We start from the raw sequence: 21,131 nt of genomic DNA on the forward strand, positions 1-21,131 counted from the left end.
TCAATTAATTGGGTGACATCTCATCGGGCAAGGCAATTTGCCTGGCCTCGGCATCCTTGCGCAGGCGTGCCAGTTCGCGGCGCTGCCGAAACAGATAGCCCATGCATGCGGCGACGCCCACCACTGCACCTGCCACAAAAAACATCAGTAGGATCAGCACCAGTGGCGCCTGCCATTCATAGCCGAGGTAGTAACTCAGGGTAACCACATCGCTATTCTTTATCGCAAATCCGAGCAGCAAGATGAACAAAACCCCTTTCAGTATCCACCCAAGATAACGCATCGATTACTCCTGCTCATCGGCAATGCCTGATTTTAACCTTTGCGCCCCGCTTCGCCCATAAAAAAACGGCATGTCTTGCGACATGCCGTTTACTTGGAGCTTGCCCGTGAATAATGTGGCGTTAAATCATTCACGGACAAGCCATTAGGCCCGCTGAACTCAGACTGCCTTGCAATCCACGCGCTCACGCAACTCTTTACCAGCTTTGAAGTGAGGCACGTATTTCTCGGGCACTGCCACCTTCTCGCCGGTTTTAGGGTTGCGCCCCAGGCGCGGGGGACGGTAGTTCAGGCTAAAGCTGCCAAAACCGCGAATTTCGATCCGCTCCCCTTCAGCCAGGCTTTTGGAAACTGCGTCCAGTATGGTCTTGACCGCCAGTTCTGCGTCGGTAACGACCAACTGGGGATAGCGCGCGGCAAGCCGCACAATCAGCTCCGACTTGGTCATGGACACGCCTTTCAGGACTCGAGGTTCTTATTATCAAGCTTGGCCTTCAATAGCGCACCCAGACTGGTCGTGCCGGTACTCGCGGATTGATCGCCCGCCAGCTTTTGCAGTGCCTCGGTCTGTTCAGCATTATCCTTGGCTTTTACCGAAAGATTGATACTGCGGTTTTTACGGTCGATATTGATGATCATCGCCTCAACTTCGTCGCCGTCCTTGAGGTGAGTGCGGATGTCTTCCACGCGATCACGCGACAGCTCGGAGGCACGCAGATAACCTTCAACTTCATCCGCCAGCTGGATCACGGCACCTTTGGCATCCATGGATTTGACTGTGCCTTTGACCATGCTGCCCTTGTCAAAAGCAGACACGTAATTGTTGAACGGGTCGCCTTCCATCTGTTTGACACCCAGCGAAATACGCTCGCGTTCCACGTCGATGGCCAGCACCATGGCTTCCACTTCATCGCCTTTCTTGAAGTTGTGCACGGCTTCTTCGCCAGGCTGACTCCAGGACAGATCGGACAGGTGCACCAGGCCATCAATGCCGCCAGGCAAGCCGATGAACACGCCAAAGTCGGTAATCGACTTGATCTGGCCGCTCACCTTGTCGCCCTTCTTGTGATTCATTTCGAAATCATCCCACGGGTTGGACTTGCACTGCTTCATGCCCAGGGAAATACGGCGGCGCTCTTCGTCGATCTCAAGCACCATCACTTCCACTTCATCGCCCAGCTGAACCACTTTGGACGGATGCACGTTTTTGTTGGTCCAGTCCATTTCGGACACGTGCACCAGACCTTCGATGCCCGGCTCGATTTCCACGAACGCGCCGTAGTCGGTCAGATTAGCCACTTTGCCGAACATGCGGGTACCGGTTGGGTAACGGCGCGACAGACCACTCCATGGGTCGTCGCCCAATTGTTTGATACCCAGGGAAACGCGGTTTTTTTCCTGGTCGAACTTGAGGATTTTGGCTTCCACTTCGTCGCCCACCTGCACCACTTCGGACGGATGCTTGACACGACGCCAGGCCATGTCGGTGATGTGCAGCAGGCCGTCGATGCCGCCCAGATCCACGAACGCGCCATAGTCAGTGATGTTTTTGACCACGCCCTTGACGATGGCACCTTCCTTGAGGCTGTCCATCAGCACCTGGCGATCGGCACCCATGCTCTGTTCCAGCACAGCGCGACGCGATACCACCACGTTGTTGCGCTTGCGGTCGAGCTTGATGACCTTGAATTCCATTTCCTTGTTTTCGTACGGCGCGGTGTCCTTGACCGGGCGGATGTCCACCAGCGAACCGGGCAGGAAGGCGCGGATACCGTTCACCATCACAGTCAGACCGCCCTTGACCTTGCCGTTGACCATGCCGGTGACGATTTCGCCGTCTTCCATGGATTTCTCCAGGCTGATCCAGGCCGCCAGGCGCTTGGCCTTGTCGCGCGACAGCTTGGTCGAACCATAGCCGTCTTCAAGCATCTCAATGGCCACGCTGACAAAATCGCCTATTGCGACTTCAAGCTCGCCATGGTCATTACGGAATTCTTCGGTAGCAATCAGGCTTTCGGATTTCAGCCCGGCGTTTACGGTGACGAAATTATCGTCAATCGCCACGACTTCGGCGGTAATGACTTCACCCGCGCGCAGTTCCTGGCGCGTCAAGCTCTCTTCAAAGAGGGCGGCAAAGCTTTCAAAACTGGGTTCGGTAGAGGAAGAAGCAGTAGACATCATGAAAAGTAAAGGCCTAAAAATCCGCGTTCAGATGCGGGGTAAATTATCACAAAGCCCAAACCCGGTAACCGGGTTCAAGCACCTTGCCCGGATTGCCTGGCCTGATAGCAAGCCAGCACCGTGGCGACCGCCTGGTCGATGGACAGGTGCGTGGTTTCCAGCAGGATGGCATCCGCGCCTTGCTTGAGTGGCGCTACGCTACGTGCCGCATCACGCGCATCACGTTCGCTTAACTCTTCAAGCAAGTTTGACAGATTAGCATCGAATCCTTTTTCCATCAACTGCTTATAACGACGTTGCGCACGTTCCTCGGCACTGGCTGTGAGGAAAATTTTGGTCGCAGCATCGGGAAACACCACCGAGCCCATATCGCGTCCATCGGTTACCAGACCGGGTGCCTGACGGAAGGCACGCTGGCGTTCCAGCAGGGCGGTGCGCACCGCAGGCAGCGCCGCCACCTTGGACGCGCCATTACCAATTCTCTCGGTGCGCAATTCATCGCTCACCCGTTCACCGTCCAGCCAGATTTCACCGCCCTCGAAACGCACATCCAGATTGCGCGCGAGTTGCGCCAGCGCCGCCTCATCATCCAGCGCGACACCACGCCGCTGCGCCGCCAGTGCGGTAAGGCGGTATAACGCCCCGCTGTCCAGATAGTGGAACCCCAGTGCGCGCGCGACCAAGGCCGCGACCGTGCCCTTGCCGGAAGCGGAAGGGCCGTCTATCGCAATGACAGGGATGTCCGTGCTCATGACCGAGCGCTGGGTTATCGAGGCAAACGCCTCGAAATATCCCGGGAACGTCTTGTTCACGCATTTCGGGTCGTTAATCCGCACTGCCACGCCGCCCAGTGCCACCAGCGAAAAGCACATCGCCATGCGGTGGTCATCGTAGGTATCAATCGTTGCGGGTTGAAGCTGCACGGGCGGCGTCACACGCAGGAAATCCGCGCCCTCCTCCACTGTCGCTCCCAACTTGCGCAGCTCCGTCGCCATGGCGTGGATGCGGTCGGTTTCCTTCACCCGCCAGCTGCCGATATTGCGCAGCATGGTAGAGCCCTGCGCAAACAGCGCCGCCACCGCGATGGTCATGGCGGCATCGGGAATGTGATTGAAATCCGCGTCGATGCCATGCAGGCGACCCTGTGCCGACGCCTCCACCCAGTTCCCGCCCATCGCAATGGTTGCGCCCATCTGCTGCAGCGCCTCGGCAAAGCGGATGTCGCCCTGGATGCTGGCGCTGCCCACGCCTTCCACCCGCACCGGGCCGCCGCCGATGGCGCCCGCCGCCAGGAAATATGACGCCGAAGACGCATCGCCTTCGACGTAAATGCTGCCGGGGCTGCGGTAAACCTGGCCCGCAGGCACGGTAAAGGCTTGCCAGCCGTCACGCTCGACTTCCACGCCGAAGCGGCGCATCAGGTTCAGCGTAATCTCGATGTAGGGCCTGGAAATCAGTTCGCCGATGACCCGGATGGTGATGGATTTGCCGGTAAGGGGTGCCGCCAGCAACAGCCCGGTCAGAAACTGGCTCGACACATTACCGCGCACCGCCACCTCGCTTGCTTCCGTCAATTGCGCAGGCGCAATCTTTAACGGCGGGAAATCCGCGTTGTCCAGGTAGTCGATCTGCGCACCGAGTTGGCGCAAGGCATCGACCAGATCGCCGATGGGTCGCTCATGCATGCGCGGCACACCACGCAAGGTGTAATTGCCGCCGCAGAGCGCCAGGGCCGCCGTGAGCGAGCGGAACGCGGTGCCCGCATTGCCCAGCGACAACTCGGCCTGCTTGACCGGAAACGCCCCGCCCACTCCCTGTACGACATAGTCTTGCGTGTCACCGCGGCGGATCCAGTTCACACCCAGACAGGCAAGCGCATCCAGCATCACGCGGGTATCGTCGGAGTCCAGCAGGCTTCTCACATCCGTTGTGCCCTGCGCGAGCGCGGACAACAGCAGAATGCGGTTGGAGATACTTTTGGAACCGGGTAACTGAATCGTGCCCCGGGCGCGAGTCAGCGGGGAGAGGTCGAGAAATTCCATCATCAATTTTTTGGCGAATGCTTGGGAAATATATGGGATCAGCGCGATTATCCACCAGACCAGCGCACACGCGCCGTTTGCGCACGCCTGAACGCCGCTTCCAGCGCTGTTGCATCCTCTGCCGCCAAGGCTGCCCGCATCTGCTCCAGGCTTGCCTGATACTGCGCAATTTCACTTAACAATGCTTCCCGGTTCGCCAGTGCAATATCGCGCCACATTTCCGGGCTGCTGGCAGCGATGCGGGTAAAATCGCGGAAGCCGCTGGCGGCGAAGCTGAACAGGGTGTCGGCATTGTCGCGGCGGGCGATCATGTCCACCAGTGTGTAGGCCAGCAGGTGCGGCAAATGGCTGACCGTGGCGAAGATGGCATCGTGTTCGATGCTGGGCATTTCGCTGACCTTGGCACCGCAGGCTTGCCAGAGCGCGCGCACTTTTTCCATCGCAGCCTGATCCGATTGCGGCAGGGGCGTGAGGACGACATTCCTGTCTTGATACAGGTCAGCGCGGGCGGCACCGGCTCCGCAGGTTTCCGCACCGGCGATGGGATGGCCGGGTACGCAGTTGGGCAGGTGCGCAGCGAGGTGTTGTTGCATCAACGCGGCCACATCCTGCTTGGTACTACCGGCGTCGGTGATGAGGGTTTCCTCACCCAGGTGCGGCGCGATGGCTTGCATCAGGACGGCCATCTGGCCAACGGGCACGGCGAGCAGCACGACGTCCGCGCCTTGCACGGCTGTTGCGGGCGATGCGGCGATGCGGTCGATGATGCCGAGCTTGAGTGCCGCTTCAAGGTTGGCCCGGCTCCGCCCCACGCCAACCACTTCACCTACCGCAGCGGCCTGCTTCAGCGCCAGCGCGACCGAACCGCCGATCAGTCCGACACCGAATATGGCGAGTTTGTTGATGTGCGTGGTCATTGTCTACGCCGTGTTGAAAGACATTTTAGCCACGGAGGGCACAGAGCACACGGCGTTTCCTTTGTGATATTTTCTCTGTGTTCTCCGTGGCGAATGCATTTAGATATCCCGGCCCAGCACCTGGGCGATGCCCTTGAGCTCGACCATCAGGTTCTTGAGCTCATCGGGATTCAGCGCCTGATCGGCGTCACACCAGGCTTCGCAGGGTTTGGGGTGCATTTCCACCAGCAGGCCGTCAGCACCGGCAGCGATGGCAGCGCGGGACAGTGCAGGCACCATCCACGCCTTGCCGCCTGCATGGGAGGGGTCAACAATCACCGGCAAATGAGTTTCTTTTTTCAGCACCGGGATGGCAGTCACATCGAGCATGTTGCGGTAGTAAGTCTCGAAACTGCGCACGCCGCGCTCGCAGAAGATGATGTTGTGGTTGCCGCCGGCGGCAATGTATTCGGCCGCCATCAGCCACTCGGAGACGGTTGCGGACATGCCGCGCTTGAGGATGACCGGCTTGTTGGTGCGGCCCACTTCTTTGAGCAAATCGAAGTTCTGCATATTGCGCGTGCCGATCTGGATCACGTCCACATTCCATTCCAGAAAGGTGTCGAGCATGCGCACGTCCATGAGCTCCGTCACGATGGGCAGGCCCTGTGCGTCGGCGGCCCTGCGGAACATTTCCAGGCCTTCCACGCCCTTGCCCTGGAAGCTGTAGGGGCTGGTACGCGGCTTGAAAGCGCCGCCGCGCATCAGGCGGCAACCGGCTGCTTTCACAAATCGGGCGGCGGCGTCCATCTGTTGCCGGGTTTCCACCGAGCACGGACCGCCGATAACCTGGATGGTGTTGCCGCCAAGTGGAATCCCCTTGATGTCAATGACGCTATTTTCCTTGTGCCACTCGCGCGCCACGATCTTGTAAGGTTTGACGATATGCATGGACTGTTCCACGCCTGGCAGGGCGTCAATCAGTTCCTGATCTATACTGCGCTCGTCGCCGATGGCGCCAATAATGGTGCGCTCAACGCCGCGCGAGATATTGGCATCGCAGCCATATTCCTTGATTTTTTTTACTACCCCGTCAATCTGGGTTTCCGTTGCCTCGGGGCTCATTACGACGATCATGCTTGCTCCTTAAGGGCGCTTTCCAGCGCCTGCAAAAATGTTGTGTTTTCAGCGGCCAGACCGATGCTGACGCGCAGGTGTTCGGGCATGGCGTAATTGCCGATGGGGCGGACAATCACACCTTTTTCCAGCAGGCGCCGGTTCATGGCAGCGGCATTGCCGATGCGGATGGCGAGGAAGTTGCCAAACGACGGAATGTAGTCTAGCCCCATCAACAGCAGGCCCTGGGTAATCTGGCGCATACCGAGCTGGTTTAATGCGTAGCTGCGCGCGATGAAATCGGTGTCGTCGAGCGCGGCGGCAGCCGCGGCCAGCGCCAGGCTGTTGACGTTGAACGGTTGGCGCACGCGGTTCATCATGTCGGCCACCCCGCGGCTGGTCAACCCATAACCTACACGCAAACCGGCCAGACCGTAAGCTTTGGAGAAGGTGCGGCTCACCACCAGATTGGGAAAACGCTGCAGCCACGCCAGTGCCTCGGATTGTTTATCCTGCGGCAGGTATTCACCATAGGCTTCGTCCAGCACTACGATGACGTTTTCCGGCACGCGCTGCAGGAAAGCCAGCAGCTCCGGATTGGCTAGCCAGGTGCCGGTGGGGTTGTTGGGGTTGGCGATGAATACCACGCGTGTATCGGCGCGGATGGCGTCGAGCATGGCATCGAGGTCATGACCATAGTCATGCGCGGCGGCCTCGATACCTTGCGCCCCTACTGCCTGGGTAGCGAGCGGATAGACGGCAAAAGCATGCCGGGAGAACACCGCCGAGCTAGCCGGTGCAAGGAATGCCCGCGCCACCAGTTCCAGTACATCGTTGGAGCCGTTGCCGAGCACGATCTGCCCGCCAGGCACGCCCAGCTTGCGGGTAAGCGCGGCTTTCAACTCGAAGCCACTGCCGTCCGGATAGCGCGCGATGTCGAGCAGCGCGTTATCAATTGCGGCCAGCGCCTTGGGGCTGGGGCCGAGCGGATTTTCGTTGGATGCCAGTTTGACGATGCTGTGCTCGGCCAGGCCGAGTTCGCGTGCCACTTCTGCAATCGGCTTGCCTGGCGGATACGGCGCAATGGCGCGCACGTATTGCGGGGAAAGATCACACAGGTTCATTATTCTGGTCTACAGAACGCCTACCGGGTAAGCACCCAGTATTTTCAGAAACGCCGCTTTTTCCTGCAATTCAGTCAGTGCTGCGGCGACAGGCGGTTCATCGCGGTGGCCCTCCACGTCAATAAAAAACACATACTCCCACAAGCCGGAGCGCGCCGGGCGCGATTCAAATTTGGTCATGGAAACGCCATGGCGCGCCAGGGGCTGCAACAGTTCCACAACCGCGCCAGGCCGATTGTGCGCAGACATCAGCAGCGAGGTCTTGTCGTGGCCTGAGGGAGTCGCATCATGCTTGCCTATCACCAGGAAGCGGGTGGTGTTGTCAGGGTCGTCTTCAATATTCTCGGCCAGGCGCTGCAAGTCATACAGTTCGGCGGCTGCCTCACCTGCAACTGCCAGTGCGGCAGGGTCGGCTGCGGCCATGCGCGCCGCTTCGGCGTTGCTCGCCACGGGTACGCGCGGCACGCCGGCCAGATTGCGGTTGAGCCATTCATGGCACTGCGCCAGCGACTGGCTGTGCGAATAAAGCACCGCGACGCCGTCCAGGCCGGGCACTTTGCGCAACAGGTGCTGATGGATGCGTAGCGCCACCTCACCACAGATTTTCAAAGGGGTGTCCTGCAATAAATCCAGGGTACGGTTGATGGCGCCTTCAGTGGAGTTTTCCACCGGCACCACGCCGTAGTCCGCCCTAGCGGAGGCCACGTCGTGAAACACCTCGTCTATCGAGGCGCAGGGCGTGGGGGCGGCAGCATGGCCAAAGTGCTTCTGCGCGGCAGCCTGGCTGAACGTACCCAATGGCCCCAGAAATGCAACCGACAGCGGTTTTTCCAGTGCCAGGCAGGCCGACATGATTTCGCGGAACAGGCGCGCGGCCGTTTCGTCCGTCAAGGGGCCGGGGTTGCGTTCCTTGATGCGGCGCAGCACCTGGGCTTCGCGCTCGGGACGATATACCGTGCCATTTTTCAGACGGCCGATGGTCTGGGCGCGGGCGGCGCGCTGGTTGATGAGATTAAGGATTTCGACATCCAGCGCATCAATTTCGGCGCGTAATTGTTGTAAATCTTCAGCCATGGTTACGCCGTGGGCAAATAGCGCACTGCCAGCACGCCGCTAATGGCACACAGCTCTTCCACTACCGAATCGGGAACACTGCTATCCACATCCACCAGGGTATAAGCCATGTCGCCCCTGGATTTGTTTACCATGTTGTGGATATTGAGCCCGGCATTCGCCATCGCGGTGGAAATCTGGCCCAGCATGTTGGGCACATTGGCATTGGCGATGGCCACACGGTAGGCCGATTCGCGCGGCATGTTCACGTTGGGAAAATTGACGGCGTTGAGGATGTTGCCGTTTTCCAGATAATCGGTCACCTGCTCGGCCACCATCACCGCGCAGTTTTCCTCGGCTTCGCCGGTAGAGGCCCCCAGGTGCGGCAGGCACACCACGCCAGGCTGGCGCTGCAGCGCATTGGCAGGAAAGTCGTTGAGGTAAGCATGCAGCTGGCCGGATTGCAGGCCGGCCAGCGCGGCGGCGTTGTCCACAATACCTTCGCGGGCAAAGTTAAGCAGTACCGTGCCCGGCTGCATCATGGCGATACGCTCGGCATTGATCAGGTTACGCGTGGCGTCCAGCAGCGGAACATGTAGCGTAATAAAGTCAGCGGCTTTCACCACTTCTTCCACACTGTTGGCTTTTTTGACCCGGGCAGGCAGGCGCCAGGCAGCCTCTACCGTAATCGCCGGGTCGAAGCCGATGACGTTCATGCCGAGCTTGATGGCGGCATCGGCCACCAGCGAGCCAATCGCCCCCAGGCCGATCACGCCGAGGGTGCGGCCGGGCAGCTCGCTCCCGGCAAAAGCTTTCTTGCCCGCCTCGGTGGCCTTGTGCATTTCTTCGTCGCTGCCGGTGAGGGTTTCCACAAACCGGATTGCCGGAATCAGGTTGCGCGCACCCATCAGCATGCCCGCGATGACCAGTTCCTTGACCGCATTGGCATTGGCGCCAGGGGCATTGAACACCGGCACGCCGCGCTCGGACAGTTTTTTCACCGGGATGTTGTTGGTGCCGGCACCGGCACGGCCAATCGCCAGCACCGAGGCGGGGATATCCATCTCGCGCAGGTTGGCGGAGCGCACCAGAATCGCATCCGGCTGCACCACATCGCTGCCCACGACATAGCTCGCGGGCAGGCGCGCCAGTCCCCGCTTGGAAATGGTGTTCAGGATCAGGACTTGAAAAGTCTTAGGCATTTTTCTGCTCGAAAGCTTTCATGTAATCCACCAGCGCCGCCACACCCTCGATCGGCATGGCGTTGTAGATGGAGGCGCGCATGCCGCCCACCGAGCGATGGCCTTTTAGCTGCAGCAGGCCATGCTCCCTGGCACCTTTGAGAAAAGCCTCGTCCAGCGCGGCGTCTTTCAGGGTGAACGGGATATTCATGCGCGAACGGTTGTCGCGCGCCACCGGGCTGGCGTAGAAGTCGGTCGCGTCAAGATAGTTATAGAGCAAATCGGCTTTGGCGATGTTGCGCTTCTCCATCTCGGCCAGCCCGCCTTCGCGCTTCAGCAACTGGAACACCAGCCCGGCGATGTACATGGCGTAGGTGGGCGGGGTGTTATACATGGATTCATTGTCGGCATGGGTCTTGTAGTCAAACATGGTGGGCGTACCTGCCACGGCCTGGCCGATCAGGTCTTCGCGCACAATGACGATGGTCAGTCCGGCCGGCCCGATGTTTTTCTGCGCACCGGCGTAAATCAGGCCAAATTGGCTCACATCAACCGGGCGCGACAAAATGGTGGACGACATATCCGCCACCAGCGGCACATTGCCAGTCTGCGGCGTCCAGAAGATTTCCACGCCGCCGATGGTTTCATTCGGCGTGTAATGCACAAAGGCCGCATCGGGATCGAGCTTCCAGGCATCCTGGCCAGGCGCGTAGCTGAAGTTCTTGTGTTCGCTGCTCGCCACCACATTGACCGCGCCGTAACGCTTGGCTTCCTTGATGGCTTTTTTCGACCATTCACCGGTGTTGAGATAATCCATACTGGCTTTGCCGCGCAGCAGGTTCATCGGCACCATGGCAAATTGCGAGGATGCGCCGCCCTGCAGGAACAGCACCTTGTAGTTGGCAGGGATCCCCATCAACTCGCGCAGGTCGGCTTCCATCTGGGCGGCGATTCCCATGAATTCCTTGCCGCGATGGCTCATCTCCATCACCGACATGCCGCTGCCATGCCAATCCACCAATTCGTCGCGGGCTTGTTCGAGCACAGCTTTCGGCAATACCGCAGGGCCAGCGCTGAAGTTGTAAATATCACTCATCATCAATACCTTAAGATTCGTTTTTAATCTTTAAAATCAAACAATCAGGTTCAGCATTCTTCGTCGTCACGTTCCAGCACCCGTTCCAGGCCGATGAGCTTTTGCCCGTCATCGAGGTTAATCAGGGTAACGCCCTGCGTGGCGCGTCCCATCTCGCGCATTTCATTGACACGGGTACGGATCAGCACGCCGCCATCGGTAATCAGCATGATCTCGTCGTCCGGTTCGACCAGAGTAGCAGCAACCACACGTCCATTGCGTGGCGTAGTCTGGATCGCGATCATGCCTTGCGTGCCCCGGCCGTGGCGAGTGTATTCGCCAATATTGGTGCGTTTGCCATAGCCGTTTTCAGTCGCAGTGAGTACGGATTGCTGTTCGTTCTCTGCGACCAGCAAGGAAATGACCTTCTGCCCGGGCGCAAGTTTCATGCCGCGCACGCCGCGTGCACCGCGCCCCATGACGCGCACGTCATTCTCGTCGAAGCGCACCGCCTTGCCGCCATCCGAAAACAGCATGATGTCGTGACTGCCTTCGGTGACGGCAACCCCAACGAGGTAGTCGCCCTCGTCCAGCCCCACGGCGATGATACCGGCGCGGCGCGGGTTGGAGAACTCGGACAGCGCGGTTTTCTTGACCACGCCGTGGGCGGTGGCCATGAATACATAGCGGTTATCGGCGAATTCCCTGACCGGCAGGATGGCATTGATTTTCTCGCCTTCCGACAGTGACAACAGATTGACGATGGGCTTGCCGCGCGAAATGCGGCTGCCCTGCGGCACCTCGTAGACCTTGACCCAATATACCTTGCCAAAATTGGAGAAGCACAGGATGTAGTCGTGGCTGTTGGCGATGAACAGGCGCTCGATGAAATCGTCTTCTTTGGTCGGTGCGGCCTGCTTGCCGCGTCCACCGCGTTTTTGCGCGCTGTAATCGTCCAGCGGCTGCGACTTCATGTAGCCGCCGTGGGACAGCGTCACCACCATGTCCTGCGGCGTGATCAGGTCTTCCACACTCAAATCCTGGGCGTAGACAACGATCTCGGAACGGCGCTTGTCGCCGAATTGCTGCTTCACCAGGCCAATTTCGTCGGTGATGATGGCGGTAATGCGCTCGGGCTGGGCGAGAATGTCAAGCAGGTCGGCGATTTTGGCGACCACCTCTTTGTATTCGCTGAGTATCTTGTCCTGCTCCAGCCCGGTCAGGCGTTGCAGGCGCAGCTCCAGAATGGCTTGCGCCTGCGCATCAGACAGCCGGTAGCCGTCTTTGGAGAAACCAAACTCGATTGCCAGCCCCTCGGGGCGGAAGGCATTGGCGTCGGCCACTGCGCGGGACAGCATTTCCTCCACCAGTTGCGAGCGCCAGGTTTTGGCCATCAGGCCTTCCTTGGCTACAGCCGGCGTGGGCGCAGCCTTGATCAGAGCGATGATTTCGTCCACATTGGACAGCGCCACCGCCAGACCTTCCAGGATGTGGCCGCGCTCGCGCGCTTTTTTCAGCTCGAATACGGTGCGCCGCGTGACCACCTCGCGGCGGTGACGCAGGAAAGCAACCAGCATCTGCTTCAGGTTCAACAGGCGCGGCTGGTTATCCACCAGTGCCACCATGTTCATGCCGAAGCTGTCCTGCATCTGCGTGTGCTTGTACAGGTTGTTGAGCACCACCTCGGGCACTTCGCCGCGTTTCAGCTCGATCACCACGCGCATGCCCGACTTGTCCGATTCGTCGCGCAGGTCGGAGATGCCTTCCATTTTCTTTTCGCGCACCAGCTCGCCGATCTTGATCAGCAGGTTGGCCTTGTTCACCTGGTAGGGCAGCTCGTCGATGATGATGGACTGGCGGTTGCCGCCCTTGTCCAGGTCTTCGAAATGGGTGCGCGCGCGGATCACCACGCGGCCACGGCCGGTGCGGTAGCCTTCGCGCACGCCGACCAGTCCGTAAATGATGCCCGCGGTAGGGAAATCCGGGGCCTTGATGATATCAATCAGCGCTTCGATATCGGTTTCCGGGTTATCCAGCAGGGTAAGACAGGCATCGCACACATCGGTCAGGTTGTGCGGCGGGATATTGGTCGCCATGCCGACCGCGATACCGGACGAACCGTTAATCAGCAGATTGGGGATCTTGGCCGGCAGAATCAGCGGCTCGTGCTCGGAACCGTCATAGTTCGGGCCGAAATTCACCGTTTCCTTGTCGAGATCGGCCAGCAGCTCGTGGGCGATCCTGGACATGCGGATTTCGGTGTAACGCATGGCCGCCGCGTTATCACCGTCCACCGAACCGAAGTTGCCCTGGCCGTCGACCAGCGGATAACGCAGGGAGAAGTCCTGTGCCATGCGCACGATGGTGTCGTACACGGCGGTGTCGCCGTGCGGGTGGTATTTACCGATCACGTCGCCCACGATGCGCGCCGACTTCTTGTAGGCCTTGTTCCAGTCGTTGGACAACTCGTGCATGGCAAACAGCACGCGGCGGTGCACCGGCTTCAGGCCGTCGCGCACATCGGGCAGGGCACGCCCCACAATCACGCTCATCGCGTAATCAAGGTAGGAGCGGCGCATTTCCTCTTCGAGGCTGACGGGAAGCGTTTCTTTAGCGAAAGATTCCATTGAGCGGTCTGGTTTTATGAGGGAGCGGAAAACCATGCGATTCTAGCATGCGCAGCCTACCCGGCAAAACCAGCCGCTCGCCAGCCTTGTCAGGCGGCGGGCGGGCCTTTATAGTGCGGCGAACCTGCTCAAATATTGATCATGCCAGAAACCCCCGCTCACTCTATCGAAACCCTTATCGAAGCCCGCTGGGTCATCCCCGTCGAACCGTCCGGCACGCTGCTCACCGATCACAGCGTGGCCGTGGACGGTGGCCGTATTGTCGCCATCCTGCCCACTGAAGAAGCGCGCCGCCATTTTGTGGCACAGCGCTACCACCGGCTCACCGACCATGCGTTGATCCCCGGCCTGATCAACCTGCACACTCATGCGGCAATGACACTGTTGCGCGGCTACGCCGACGACCTGCCGCTGATGGAATGGCTGAAAGGGCACATCTGGCCGACGGAGAACCGCCATATCTCGCCCGATTTCGTACGCGACGGCACGCGCATCGCCTGCGCCGAAATGCTGCGCGGTGGCACCACCTGTTTCAACGACATGTATTTTTTCCCGGAAGCGGTGGCGGAGGCGGCGCTGGGAGCGGGGATGCGCGCCGCTATCGGACTCATCGTGATTGATTTCCCGACGGCTTATGCAGGCGACTCCGACGACTACCTCAACAAGGGCTTCGCCCTGCGCGACCGCCTGCGCGATGAGCCGTTGCTCTGCTTCACCCTCGCCCCGCACGCGCCCTATACCGTAGGCGACAAGACCTTCGGGAAAATCGCCACTTTCGCCAGCCAGCTGGACTTGCCGATTCACGTTCATCTGCACGAAACCGAGGACGAGATCCGCCAGAGCCTGGCGCAGCACAATCTGCGCCCGCTGGCACGGCTGCATAACCTGGGCTTGCTGGGTCCCGGTCTCATCGCCGTCCATGGCGTGCACCTGACGCCCGATGAGCAGGCCCTGCTGGCCGAACAAGGCTGCCACGTGGCACATTGCCCGGCCTCCAACCTCAAGCTCGCCAGCGGTTTTGCGCCGGTCGTGGCGCTGGCCGGACAGGGCGTCAACATCGGCATCGGCACCGACGGTGCGGCCAGCAACAACAAGCTCGACATGTTCAGCGAGATGCGTCTGGCCGCCCTGCTCGCCAAAGGTGTGGCCAACGCCGCCGCCCTGCCCGCCCATGCCGCGCTGCAAATGGCCACGCTTAACGGCGCACGCGCCTTGGGCCTGGACGACAGTATCGGCTCGCTCGCGCCCGGCAAGCTGGCTGATATAGTAGCGGTGGATTTATCCGGCATCGAGACCCAGCCCTGCTTCGACCCGATATCCACCCTGGTTTACGCTGCCGGGCGCGAACAGGTCAGCCACGTCTGGGTGGGCGGCGAACTGCGCCTCGACAGCCGCCAGCTCACCCGCCTGGACGAACGGGAACTTAAGTTGACCGCCAACGTCTGGCAATCACGGATTACGCACTGAAAGAGAAAAACCATGAGCAACGCCGACCAACTGGAACTCGACAAATTCAGCGCCCTCGCCCACAAATGGTGGGATCCCAACAGCGAATTCAAGCCCCTGCACGAGATCAACCCGCTGCGCCTGGACTACATTGACCGCCTGGCCAGCCTGAACGGCAAAACCGTCCTCGACGTTGGCTGCGGCGGCGGCATTCTGACGGAGAGCATGGCCGGGCGCGGGGCCATAGTCACCGGCATCGATCTGGCGGAAAAATCCCTCAAAGTCGCCAGACTGCACCTGATCGAATCCGGCGCCAAGGTGGACTACCGGTGCACCCCGGTGGAAACGCTGGCGGCTGAGCATCCTGCCAGTTTCGATGTCATCACCTGCATGGAAATGCTCGAACACGTACCCAACCCGGAATCCGTGGTGCGCGCCTGCGCCGAGCTTGTCAGGCCGGGCGGCTGGGTGTTTTTTTCCACCCTTAACCGCAACCCGAAAAGCTACCTGTTCGCGATCATCGGCGCGGAGTATGTGCTCAATTTACTGCCGCGCGGCACGCACGATTACGCCAGATTCATCAAACCATCCGAGCTGTCGCGCTTTGCACGTGGCGCCGGGCTGGCGGTGAACGACCTCATCGGCATGACCTACAGCCCGCTTACCAAGGTCTACAAGCTGGAACACGATACCGCCGTGAACTACACCATCGCCTGCCGCCGCCATGGTTAACGCCGTCCTGTTCGATCTCGACGGCACGCTGGTGGACACCGCGCCCGACCTCGGCTATGCGCTCAACCAGCAGCGCCAGATGCACGGCCTGCCGGAAATGCCGCTGGAACTGATCCGCCCCTACGCCTCACACGGCACCGTCGGGCTGTTGCAAATCGGCTTTGCCATCAGCCCGGAGCACCCGGCATTCCAGGACCTGCGCGCCGAATATCTGGAACTCTACGAGCAAAACATCAATCAGTTCAGCACCCTGTTCCCCGGCATGATGGAACTCCTCGACGAGCTGGAAATACGCGGCCTGCCGTGGGGCATCGTCACCAACAAACCGGCGCGCTTCACCGCCCCGCTATTGGAGCAAATGGGCCTGGACGACCGCGCCGCCACCGTCATCAGCGGCGACACCTGCGCCCACCCCAAACCGCATCCCGAGCCCATGCTCGCCGCCTGCCGCGAGATCGGTGTGCTGCCCGCAACCTGCGTCTACATCGGTGACGCCGAACGCGATGTCGAAGCCGCCCATGCCTGCGGCATGCCCGCACTGATCGCCGAATACGGCTACCTCGGCCCGCAAGACAACCCGCTGGAATGGGGCGCGGACGGCTTTATCCAGTCCCCCACCGCGCTACTCGAATACCTCGGCTACTGATTGGTGTACAATCAAGTCCATTGTGGGTTGGAACTTTTCATGATCCGACCCCTCTATGTAACAGCGACATCCGGGGGCGACCTGGCTTCGACGTGGGTTGCAAAGCAGAGCAGGGCATACCGAGGACGGACTACCTCGTAAATACAATCCGAAATCGTTTAACTGCAAACGACGAAACTTACGCTCTGGCCGCTTAATTGCGCCAGACCCTACACCAGCTAGCATACGAGGTGGGCCGGGCAACCGGCAGTAGGGTAATTTCAGTATGATCGCCTTGTCCAGGGTTGCTTTGGACAAGGTTAAAACCAAGGCAACTCGCTGGCTTCCAGCCTGTTCGGTGGGCGTGAAGCAGGTTAAAACCAAATTACCGGACTAAGTATGTAGAACTGTCTGTAGAGGGCTTGCGGACGGGGGTTCGATTCCCCCCGCCTCCACCATAATGTGAAATCCCAACCCTTATCCGGTTGGGATTTTTTTTGCCCGTTCCCCCAGTGTTGGCGCGGTTTTCGAGCTTGACCTCTTGAGCGCACCCCGGCCGAAGTCGCCGTTTCCGTCGTGCATTCCACCGTTTTTCTCTCTCTGTTCTCTGCTGACCTCTTGACCGTGCAAGTGCCGAAGTCCGCTGTTTTCGCGGGTTTAAGGGCAGGCGGTTGCGGTTTTCGTCTGCTCAGGCGTCGGCGACCGAAAACGGAGGCAACCGGTCTGGACGCTCACGCCGCCTGCAACGCCGCAATCAGCGGACACTGCACTTCCCCGCTCGCGGCGCAGCAGCGCTCGACGAGACCCTGCAGCGCACCCTCAATCCTTTTCAGATCGGCAAGCCGAGCGCGCACATCCGTGAGCTTGCGCTCGGCCTGCTCGCGGGCCTCGTTGCAATGCGACCCGTCCTCGAGCTTCAGCAAGTCCGCGATCTCGTCGAGGCTGAACCCCAGACGCTGAGCGGACTTGATGAAGCGCACGCGCGCCAGATCCGCCTCGCCGTAGCGGCGGATGCCGCCCAGCGGGCGGTCGGGCTCCTGCATCAAACCCTTGCGCTGGTAGAAGCGGATCGTTTCGACGTTGACCCCGGCGGCCTCGGCCAGGACGCCAATGGTCAGGGTTTCGGGTAGTTCGTTCATGGCACTTGACTCCGTACTTAAGTACGGAAGTAAGCTTACGCCATGAAACCAGATTCCCCAACTGAATCTCGAACCAGCGGTGGGCATGGCGCGCTACTGACCGGCGGTCTAGCCGCCATCCTCGCTTCTACCTGCTGCCTCGGCCCCTTGGTGCTGATCACGCTGGGTGTCTCCGGCGCGTGGATCAGCAACCTGACCCTGCTCGAACCGTATCAGCCCTTCTTCACCGGTGCGGCGTTCGTGGCACTGTTTTTCGCGTACCGGCGCATCTGGCGACCCGTTGCTGCCTGTGAGCCCGGGCAGGTCTGCGCGCTGCCACAGGTCAACCGCAGTTACAAGGCGTTGTTCTGGGTCGTGGTTGCGCTGGTCATCGCTGCGCTCGGATTCCCGCTGATCGCGCCCTGGTTTTACTAAAAGGAAACTGCCATGAGAAAACTCGTTGCCCTGGCGGCGTTGGCCGCGATGACCTCGCCCGTCTGGGCTGCCACGCAGAGCGTCACGCTGTCCGTGCCGGGCATGAACTGCGCCACTTGCCCGATCACGGTCAAGAAAGCGCTGACCAAGGTCTCCGGCGTCAGCAAGATCGACGTGAGCCTGGATCGACGTGAGGCCAAGGTCACGTTCGATGATGCGAAGGCGAACGTCGAGGCCCTCACACGCGCCACCAAGGACGCAGGTTTTCCGTCCACTTTGGCGGAAGCCGCCAAATGACTGCGGTGATCCTGGAATCGACGCTGACCTGTCCCGAGTGCGGCCACGCCAAGACCGAGACGATGCCGACAGACGCCTGCCAGTGGTTCTACGATTGTGAGCAGTGTCACGCCGTTCTCAAGCCCAAGCCGGGTGACTGCTGTGTGTACTGCTCCTACGGCACAGTGCCCTGCCCGCCGATTCAGGAGCGTGGCAAGGGCGGTTGCTGCGGTAGCTAATTACGCGAGTCGCAGCCGCTCACGCTGCTCGTCCCACCGCTGGGGAATGGCACGACGGCTGACGCTTTCCAATGTCACGCCGGCAGCCGCACCGGTTGCGCAGGCTTCAACGATGCTGGGTGCCAACTGTGCCAATCGGGCGATCCGACTGGCACGACCCAAATCGAAGCCTTCAGCTTCAGCGATCTCAGTGATCGATGCGAAGCGCCCTTCGTCCATCAACCTTTGCCAGTGATGCGCGAGGCCGAGCGCACGCATCAAAGGCGTGTCCTGCGCGGCCGCCTTCATCAATCGCTCGCGGCGAGCCTCGTTCTGGAACTCCTGCGGCGCATCCAGCGGCGTGATGACCTGCTTCTTCAGGCCCCGGCGTACGAGCGTCCAGGGCAGGAAGGTTTCCATCTGCACGCCGCCAGCGAGCAGCGGCGTCTGATACGTCACAGGGTCGCCCTTGGCGTGGCCGCGATGCTTCTTGCTCATACGTCCTCCTCGAAGGTGGCCATGAGCTGGCGCTGGGCGTGCCAGTCGACCGTCAGGCGGTTTCGCTGAAACCAAATCAGCGTCAGCCGCCGTGGCTGCTTGCCCGCCATGAACTGCTCAATGATGTCGGGGGCCAGCAGGGTCAGGCGCAGCAGTTCGTTGACCACCGAGTGGTGCAGCTTCTCGGCGCGGGCGATGGCGGAACCGCTCTGCATCGCGCCGGTGTCCAGCAGGTGCTGCCAGTAGAAGGCGCGTGCCACACCGTCGAGCAGTGTCACGTCGTGGACGTGCCGGTCGTCGGCAGCCACGCGTTGGACGCCTCGGCGGCGAAACGTCAGGGGCACGAAGGTTTCCATCGACTCGTCCATCAGGCTTCGACCTCCAGCAGTTCGGCACCGATGCTGTCCGGGGCGAACTCCTTGATCAGCGCGTTCCAACCCACCTCACGCCACTTCACCTTGATCCCCTGCACCTCGCCCGCGTGGACGAGATCGATGCGCTCGATCATCAGATTGGCGATGCGGTGGCGCTCGACTGGGAACAGTTGATCCCACACGTTGTTGAGCCGTCCCATGGCCATCACGGTCGTGGCCTCGTCGATCTGTGCCCCGTTGCGTTGGATGTGCCGCACCACCGACGCCACAGTTTCCGGGCTGGTCAGCACCGTGCGGATCTGGGCCACCACCGCCCCCTCGATCTCCAGCGCAGGCAGGCGCTCGTAGCCCTTGCCCGGCGCGCCGAACCGCGCTTCCGACTTGGACACGTAGTAGTGGTACTTGCGCCCGTTCTTGCGCGAGTAGGTCGGGTACATCCGTTCGCCCGAGGGCGCGTACAGCAGACCGCGCAGCAACGCGTCAGTGCGCGACCTGATCTTGGTCTCGACCGACCGAGTGTGACCGTCCTTGGCCAGCACCTCGTGAACCCGGCCCCACAGCCCGGGATCGATGATGGCTTGATGCACTCCCGGGTACCAACTGCCCTTGTGCGACAACTCCCCGAGGTAGATGCGGTTGCGCAGCAGCTTGTGCAGGTACTTCTTGTCGATGCGCGTGCCCGCCCGCGTCTGGCCGTCCTGTGTCGTCCACGCCTTGGTCGTGATGCCATCGAGCGTCAGGTTGGCGGCAATCTGGGTGGGCGAGCCGATGGTCAGCATCTCCTCAAAGATGCGCCGCACCACCGCCGCCTCGGTGTCGTTGATGACCAGCAGACGGTTCTCGACGTCGAAGCCGAGCGGCGGCACGCCACCCATCCACATCCCTTTGCGCTTGCTGGCGGCGATCTTGTCGCGGATGCGCTCGCCGGTGACCTCGCGCTCAAACTGGGCGAAGGACAGCAGCACGTTGAGCATCAGCCGCCCCATCGAGGTGGTGGTGTTGAACTGCTGCGTGACCGACACGAACGACACGCCGTGGCGCTCAAACACCTCAACCATCTTGGAGAAGTCGGCAAGGCTGCGCGTCAGGCGGTCAATCTTGTAGACCACTACGATGTCGATCTGGCCGCGCTCGATGTCGGCCATCAGGCGTTTCAGCCCGGGCCGATCCGTGTTGCCGCCGGAGAAGCCGGGATCGTCGTAGTCGTCGGCCACCGGAATCCATCCTTCTGCGCGTTGGCTGGCGACGTAGGCTTGGCCAGCCTCCTTCTGCGCGTCGATGGAGTTGAACTCCTGGTCAAGGCGTTCGTCCGACGACACCCGGCAGTAGACGGCGCAGCGTTTGCGCGCCTTGGGAGAGGCGATGTGGGTGGCGTCGCTCATTGCGCACCTGCCTTGCCGGTCAGGCCGAAGAACAGTGGCCCCGACCAGTGCGTGCCCGTGATCTGCCGGGCCACGGCTGTCAGGCTCTTGAAGGTGCTGCCCTCGTACTCGAACAGACCTTCGGCGGTGACCGCCACCTTGTGCTCGCGGTCGCCCCATTCGCGCAGCAGCACGGTGCCGGGCGCGAAGTTGGTGTCGCGCGGGCGAGCCCGCAGCTTGATCTTGGAATGCTTGGCACCGATGGCCTCCAGGCGCTGGCGCGTGTTGTGCGCCAGACCGCCGAAGGCTTCCTCCTGCATCTTGTAGGCGATGCGCGACTCGATGAAGACGCGGTTGGGGTTGATGGGGCGGCTGCTGAAGTACCGATCCCACACTGGCCACAACTCGGCGATGGGCAGGCTCGACAGCTCCGCGATCCGCGCGGCGACGGATGCTTGTTTCTCGTTCATC

General features: G+C 60.8%; 22 protein-coding genes and 1 other RNA gene. 7 read left to right on the forward strand and 16 right to left on the reverse strand.

The window, feature by feature from the left end:
• Positions 1 to 4: 4 nt before the first annotated feature.
• From GZH91_RS10155 to gyrA, 11 genes are all read right to left on the reverse strand, one after another.
• Positions 5 to 283, reverse strand: coding sequence for a LapA family protein (locus tag GZH91_RS10155; RefSeq protein WP_147072842.1), 279 nt, complete (start codon positions 281 to 283; stop codon positions 5 to 7).
• A 159-nt stretch (positions 284 to 442) separates the two neighbouring features.
• Positions 443 to 730, reverse strand: coding sequence for an integration host factor subunit beta (locus GZH91_RS10160; RefSeq protein ID WP_147072844.1), 288 nt, complete (start codon positions 728 to 730; stop codon positions 443 to 445).
• 11 nt (positions 731 to 741) lie between these two features.
• On the reverse strand, positions 742 to 2,460 hold the full coding sequence (gene rpsA / locus GZH91_RS10165; RefSeq protein ID WP_147072871.1) for a 30S ribosomal protein S1: 1,719 nt from the start codon (positions 2,458 to 2,460) through the stop codon (positions 742 to 744).
• 77 nt (positions 2,461 to 2,537) lie between these two features.
• Positions 2,538 to 4,505 carry a bifunctional 3-phosphoshikimate 1-carboxyvinyltransferase/cytidylate kinase gene (locus GZH91_RS10170; RefSeq protein ID WP_147072873.1) on the reverse strand — a complete coding sequence of 656 codons (1,968 nt, stop codon included), beginning with the start codon at positions 4,503 to 4,505 and terminating at the stop codon, positions 2,538 to 2,540.
• Between the two features lie 47 nt (positions 4,506 to 4,552).
• A complete protein-coding gene (locus tag GZH91_RS10175; RefSeq protein WP_147072846.1) occupies positions 4,553 to 5,422 on the reverse strand; it encodes a prephenate dehydrogenase in 870 nt (289 codons plus the stop codon).
• 99 nt (positions 5,423 to 5,521) lie between these two features.
• Positions 5,522 to 6,538, reverse strand: a complete 1,017-nt coding sequence (gene aroF / locus GZH91_RS10180; protein WP_147072847.1) for a 3-deoxy-7-phosphoheptulonate synthase — start codon at positions 6,536 to 6,538, stop codon at positions 5,522 to 5,524.
• Entirely contained in the window at positions 6,535 to 7,641 is a 1,107-nt protein-coding gene (hisC, locus tag GZH91_RS10185) for a histidinol-phosphate transaminase (protein ID WP_147072849.1), read from the reverse strand. Before hisC ends, aroF begins: the two co-directional genes overlap by 4 nt.
• Before the next feature lie 9 nt (positions 7,642 to 7,650).
• Complete coding sequence (gene pheA, locus GZH91_RS10190; RefSeq protein WP_147072851.1) at positions 7,651 to 8,715, reverse strand: prephenate dehydratase; 1,065 nt, start codon at positions 8,713 to 8,715, stop codon at positions 7,651 to 7,653.
• 2 nt (positions 8,716 to 8,717) lie between these two features.
• Complete coding sequence (locus GZH91_RS10195; RefSeq protein ID WP_147072853.1) at positions 8,718 to 9,896, reverse strand: phosphoglycerate dehydrogenase; 1,179 nt, start codon at positions 9,894 to 9,896, stop codon at positions 8,718 to 8,720.
• On the reverse strand, positions 9,889 to 10,971 hold the full coding sequence (serC, locus tag GZH91_RS10200) for a 3-phosphoserine/phosphohydroxythreonine transaminase (RefSeq protein WP_147072855.1): 1,083 nt from the start codon (positions 10,969 to 10,971) through the stop codon (positions 9,889 to 9,891). Before serC ends, GZH91_RS10195 begins: the two co-directional genes overlap by 8 nt.
• Before the next feature lie 50 nt (positions 10,972 to 11,021).
• Positions 11,022 to 13,577 (reverse strand): DNA gyrase subunit A, encoded by a 2,556-nt coding sequence (gyrA, locus tag GZH91_RS10205; protein WP_147072857.1) that lies wholly within the window; start codon positions 13,575 to 13,577, stop codon positions 11,022 to 11,024.
• A 141-nt stretch (positions 13,578 to 13,718) separates the two neighbouring features.
• Between gyrA and GZH91_RS10210 the strand changes: the two genes are divergently transcribed.
• The 4 genes from GZH91_RS10210 to ssrA all read left to right on the forward strand — a co-directional run bounded on the left by GZH91_RS10210 (position 13,719) and on the right by ssrA (position 16,838).
• Positions 13,719 to 15,044, forward strand: coding sequence for a TRZ/ATZ family hydrolase (locus GZH91_RS10210; protein ID WP_147072859.1), 1,326 nt, complete (start codon positions 13,719 to 13,721; stop codon positions 15,042 to 15,044).
• Between the two features lie 12 nt (positions 15,045 to 15,056).
• Positions 15,057 to 15,755 (forward strand): bifunctional 2-polyprenyl-6-hydroxyphenol methylase/3-demethylubiquinol 3-O-methyltransferase UbiG, encoded by a 699-nt coding sequence (ubiG, locus tag GZH91_RS10215; protein WP_147072861.1) that lies wholly within the window; start codon positions 15,057 to 15,059, stop codon positions 15,753 to 15,755.
• Positions 15,748 to 16,401, forward strand: a complete 654-nt coding sequence (gene gph / locus GZH91_RS10220; protein ID WP_147072863.1) for a phosphoglycolate phosphatase — start codon at positions 15,748 to 15,750, stop codon at positions 16,399 to 16,401. Before ubiG ends, gph begins: the two co-directional genes overlap by 8 nt.
• Before the next feature lie 72 nt (positions 16,402 to 16,473).
• Positions 16,474 to 16,838: a transfer-messenger RNA gene (gene ssrA, locus GZH91_RS10225) on the forward strand.
• Positions 16,839 to 17,111: 273 nt separating this feature from the next.
• Here ssrA and merR read toward each other — a convergent pair.
• Positions 17,112 to 17,519 (reverse strand): Hg(II)-responsive transcriptional regulator, encoded by a 408-nt coding sequence (gene merR, locus GZH91_RS10230; RefSeq protein WP_147073334.1) that lies wholly within the window; start codon positions 17,517 to 17,519, stop codon positions 17,112 to 17,114.
• 42 nt (positions 17,520 to 17,561) lie between these two features.
• On the opposite strand from merR, the gene merT reads away from it, so the two are divergent.
• From merT to GZH91_RS18080, 3 genes are read left to right on the forward strand one after another with little or no spacing between them, the layout of a single operon-like run.
• Positions 17,562 to 17,933, forward strand: a complete 372-nt coding sequence (gene merT, locus GZH91_RS10235; RefSeq protein WP_147073332.1) for a mercuric ion transporter MerT — start codon at positions 17,562 to 17,564, stop codon at positions 17,931 to 17,933.
• A gap of 12 nt (positions 17,934 to 17,945) precedes the next feature.
• Complete coding sequence (merP, locus tag GZH91_RS10240; RefSeq protein WP_147073330.1) at positions 17,946 to 18,230, forward strand: mercury resistance system periplasmic binding protein MerP; 285 nt, start codon at positions 17,946 to 17,948, stop codon at positions 18,228 to 18,230.
• Positions 18,227 to 18,448: a GDCCVxC domain-containing (seleno)protein gene (locus GZH91_RS18080; RefSeq protein ID WP_147073328.1), complete on the forward strand. Its 222-nt coding sequence runs from the start codon at positions 18,227 to 18,229 to the stop codon at positions 18,446 to 18,448. The genes merP and GZH91_RS18080 overlap by 4 nt, the downstream gene beginning before the upstream one ends.
• Here the strand turns inward: GZH91_RS18080 and GZH91_RS10250 are convergent, their stop codons facing one another.
• The 4 genes from GZH91_RS10250 to GZH91_RS10265 are packed head-to-tail and all read right to left on the reverse strand — an operon-like array spanning position 18,449 to position 21,130.
• The gene (locus GZH91_RS10250; RefSeq protein WP_147073326.1) at positions 18,449 to 18,925 is read right to left on the reverse strand and encodes a LacI family transcriptional regulator; all 477 of its coding nucleotides are present in this window, start codon (positions 18,923 to 18,925) and stop codon (positions 18,449 to 18,451) included.
• Positions 18,922 to 19,293 carry a site-specific recombinase resolvase gene (locus GZH91_RS10255; protein ID WP_147073324.1) on the reverse strand — a complete coding sequence of 124 codons (372 nt, stop codon included), beginning with the start codon at positions 19,291 to 19,293 and terminating at the stop codon, positions 18,922 to 18,924. The genes GZH91_RS10250 and GZH91_RS10255 overlap by 4 nt, the downstream gene beginning before the upstream one ends.
• Positions 19,293 to 20,681: a recombinase family protein gene (locus GZH91_RS10260; RefSeq protein WP_147073322.1), complete on the reverse strand. Its 1,389-nt coding sequence runs from the start codon at positions 20,679 to 20,681 to the stop codon at positions 19,293 to 19,295. The genes GZH91_RS10255 and GZH91_RS10260 overlap by 1 nt, the downstream gene beginning before the upstream one ends.
• Entirely contained in the window at positions 20,678 to 21,130 is a 453-nt protein-coding gene (locus GZH91_RS10265) for a DUF2924 domain-containing protein (RefSeq protein WP_013246687.1), read from the reverse strand. Before GZH91_RS10265 ends, GZH91_RS10260 begins: the two co-directional genes overlap by 4 nt.
• Between the last annotated feature and the right edge of the window lies 1 nt (position 21,131).

Source organism: Sulfuriferula plumbiphila (genome assembly GCF_009938015.1).
In the GTDB taxonomy this organism is placed as follows: Bacteria; Pseudomonadota; Gammaproteobacteria; order Burkholderiales; family Sulfuriferulaceae; genus Sulfuriferula; species Sulfuriferula plumbiphila.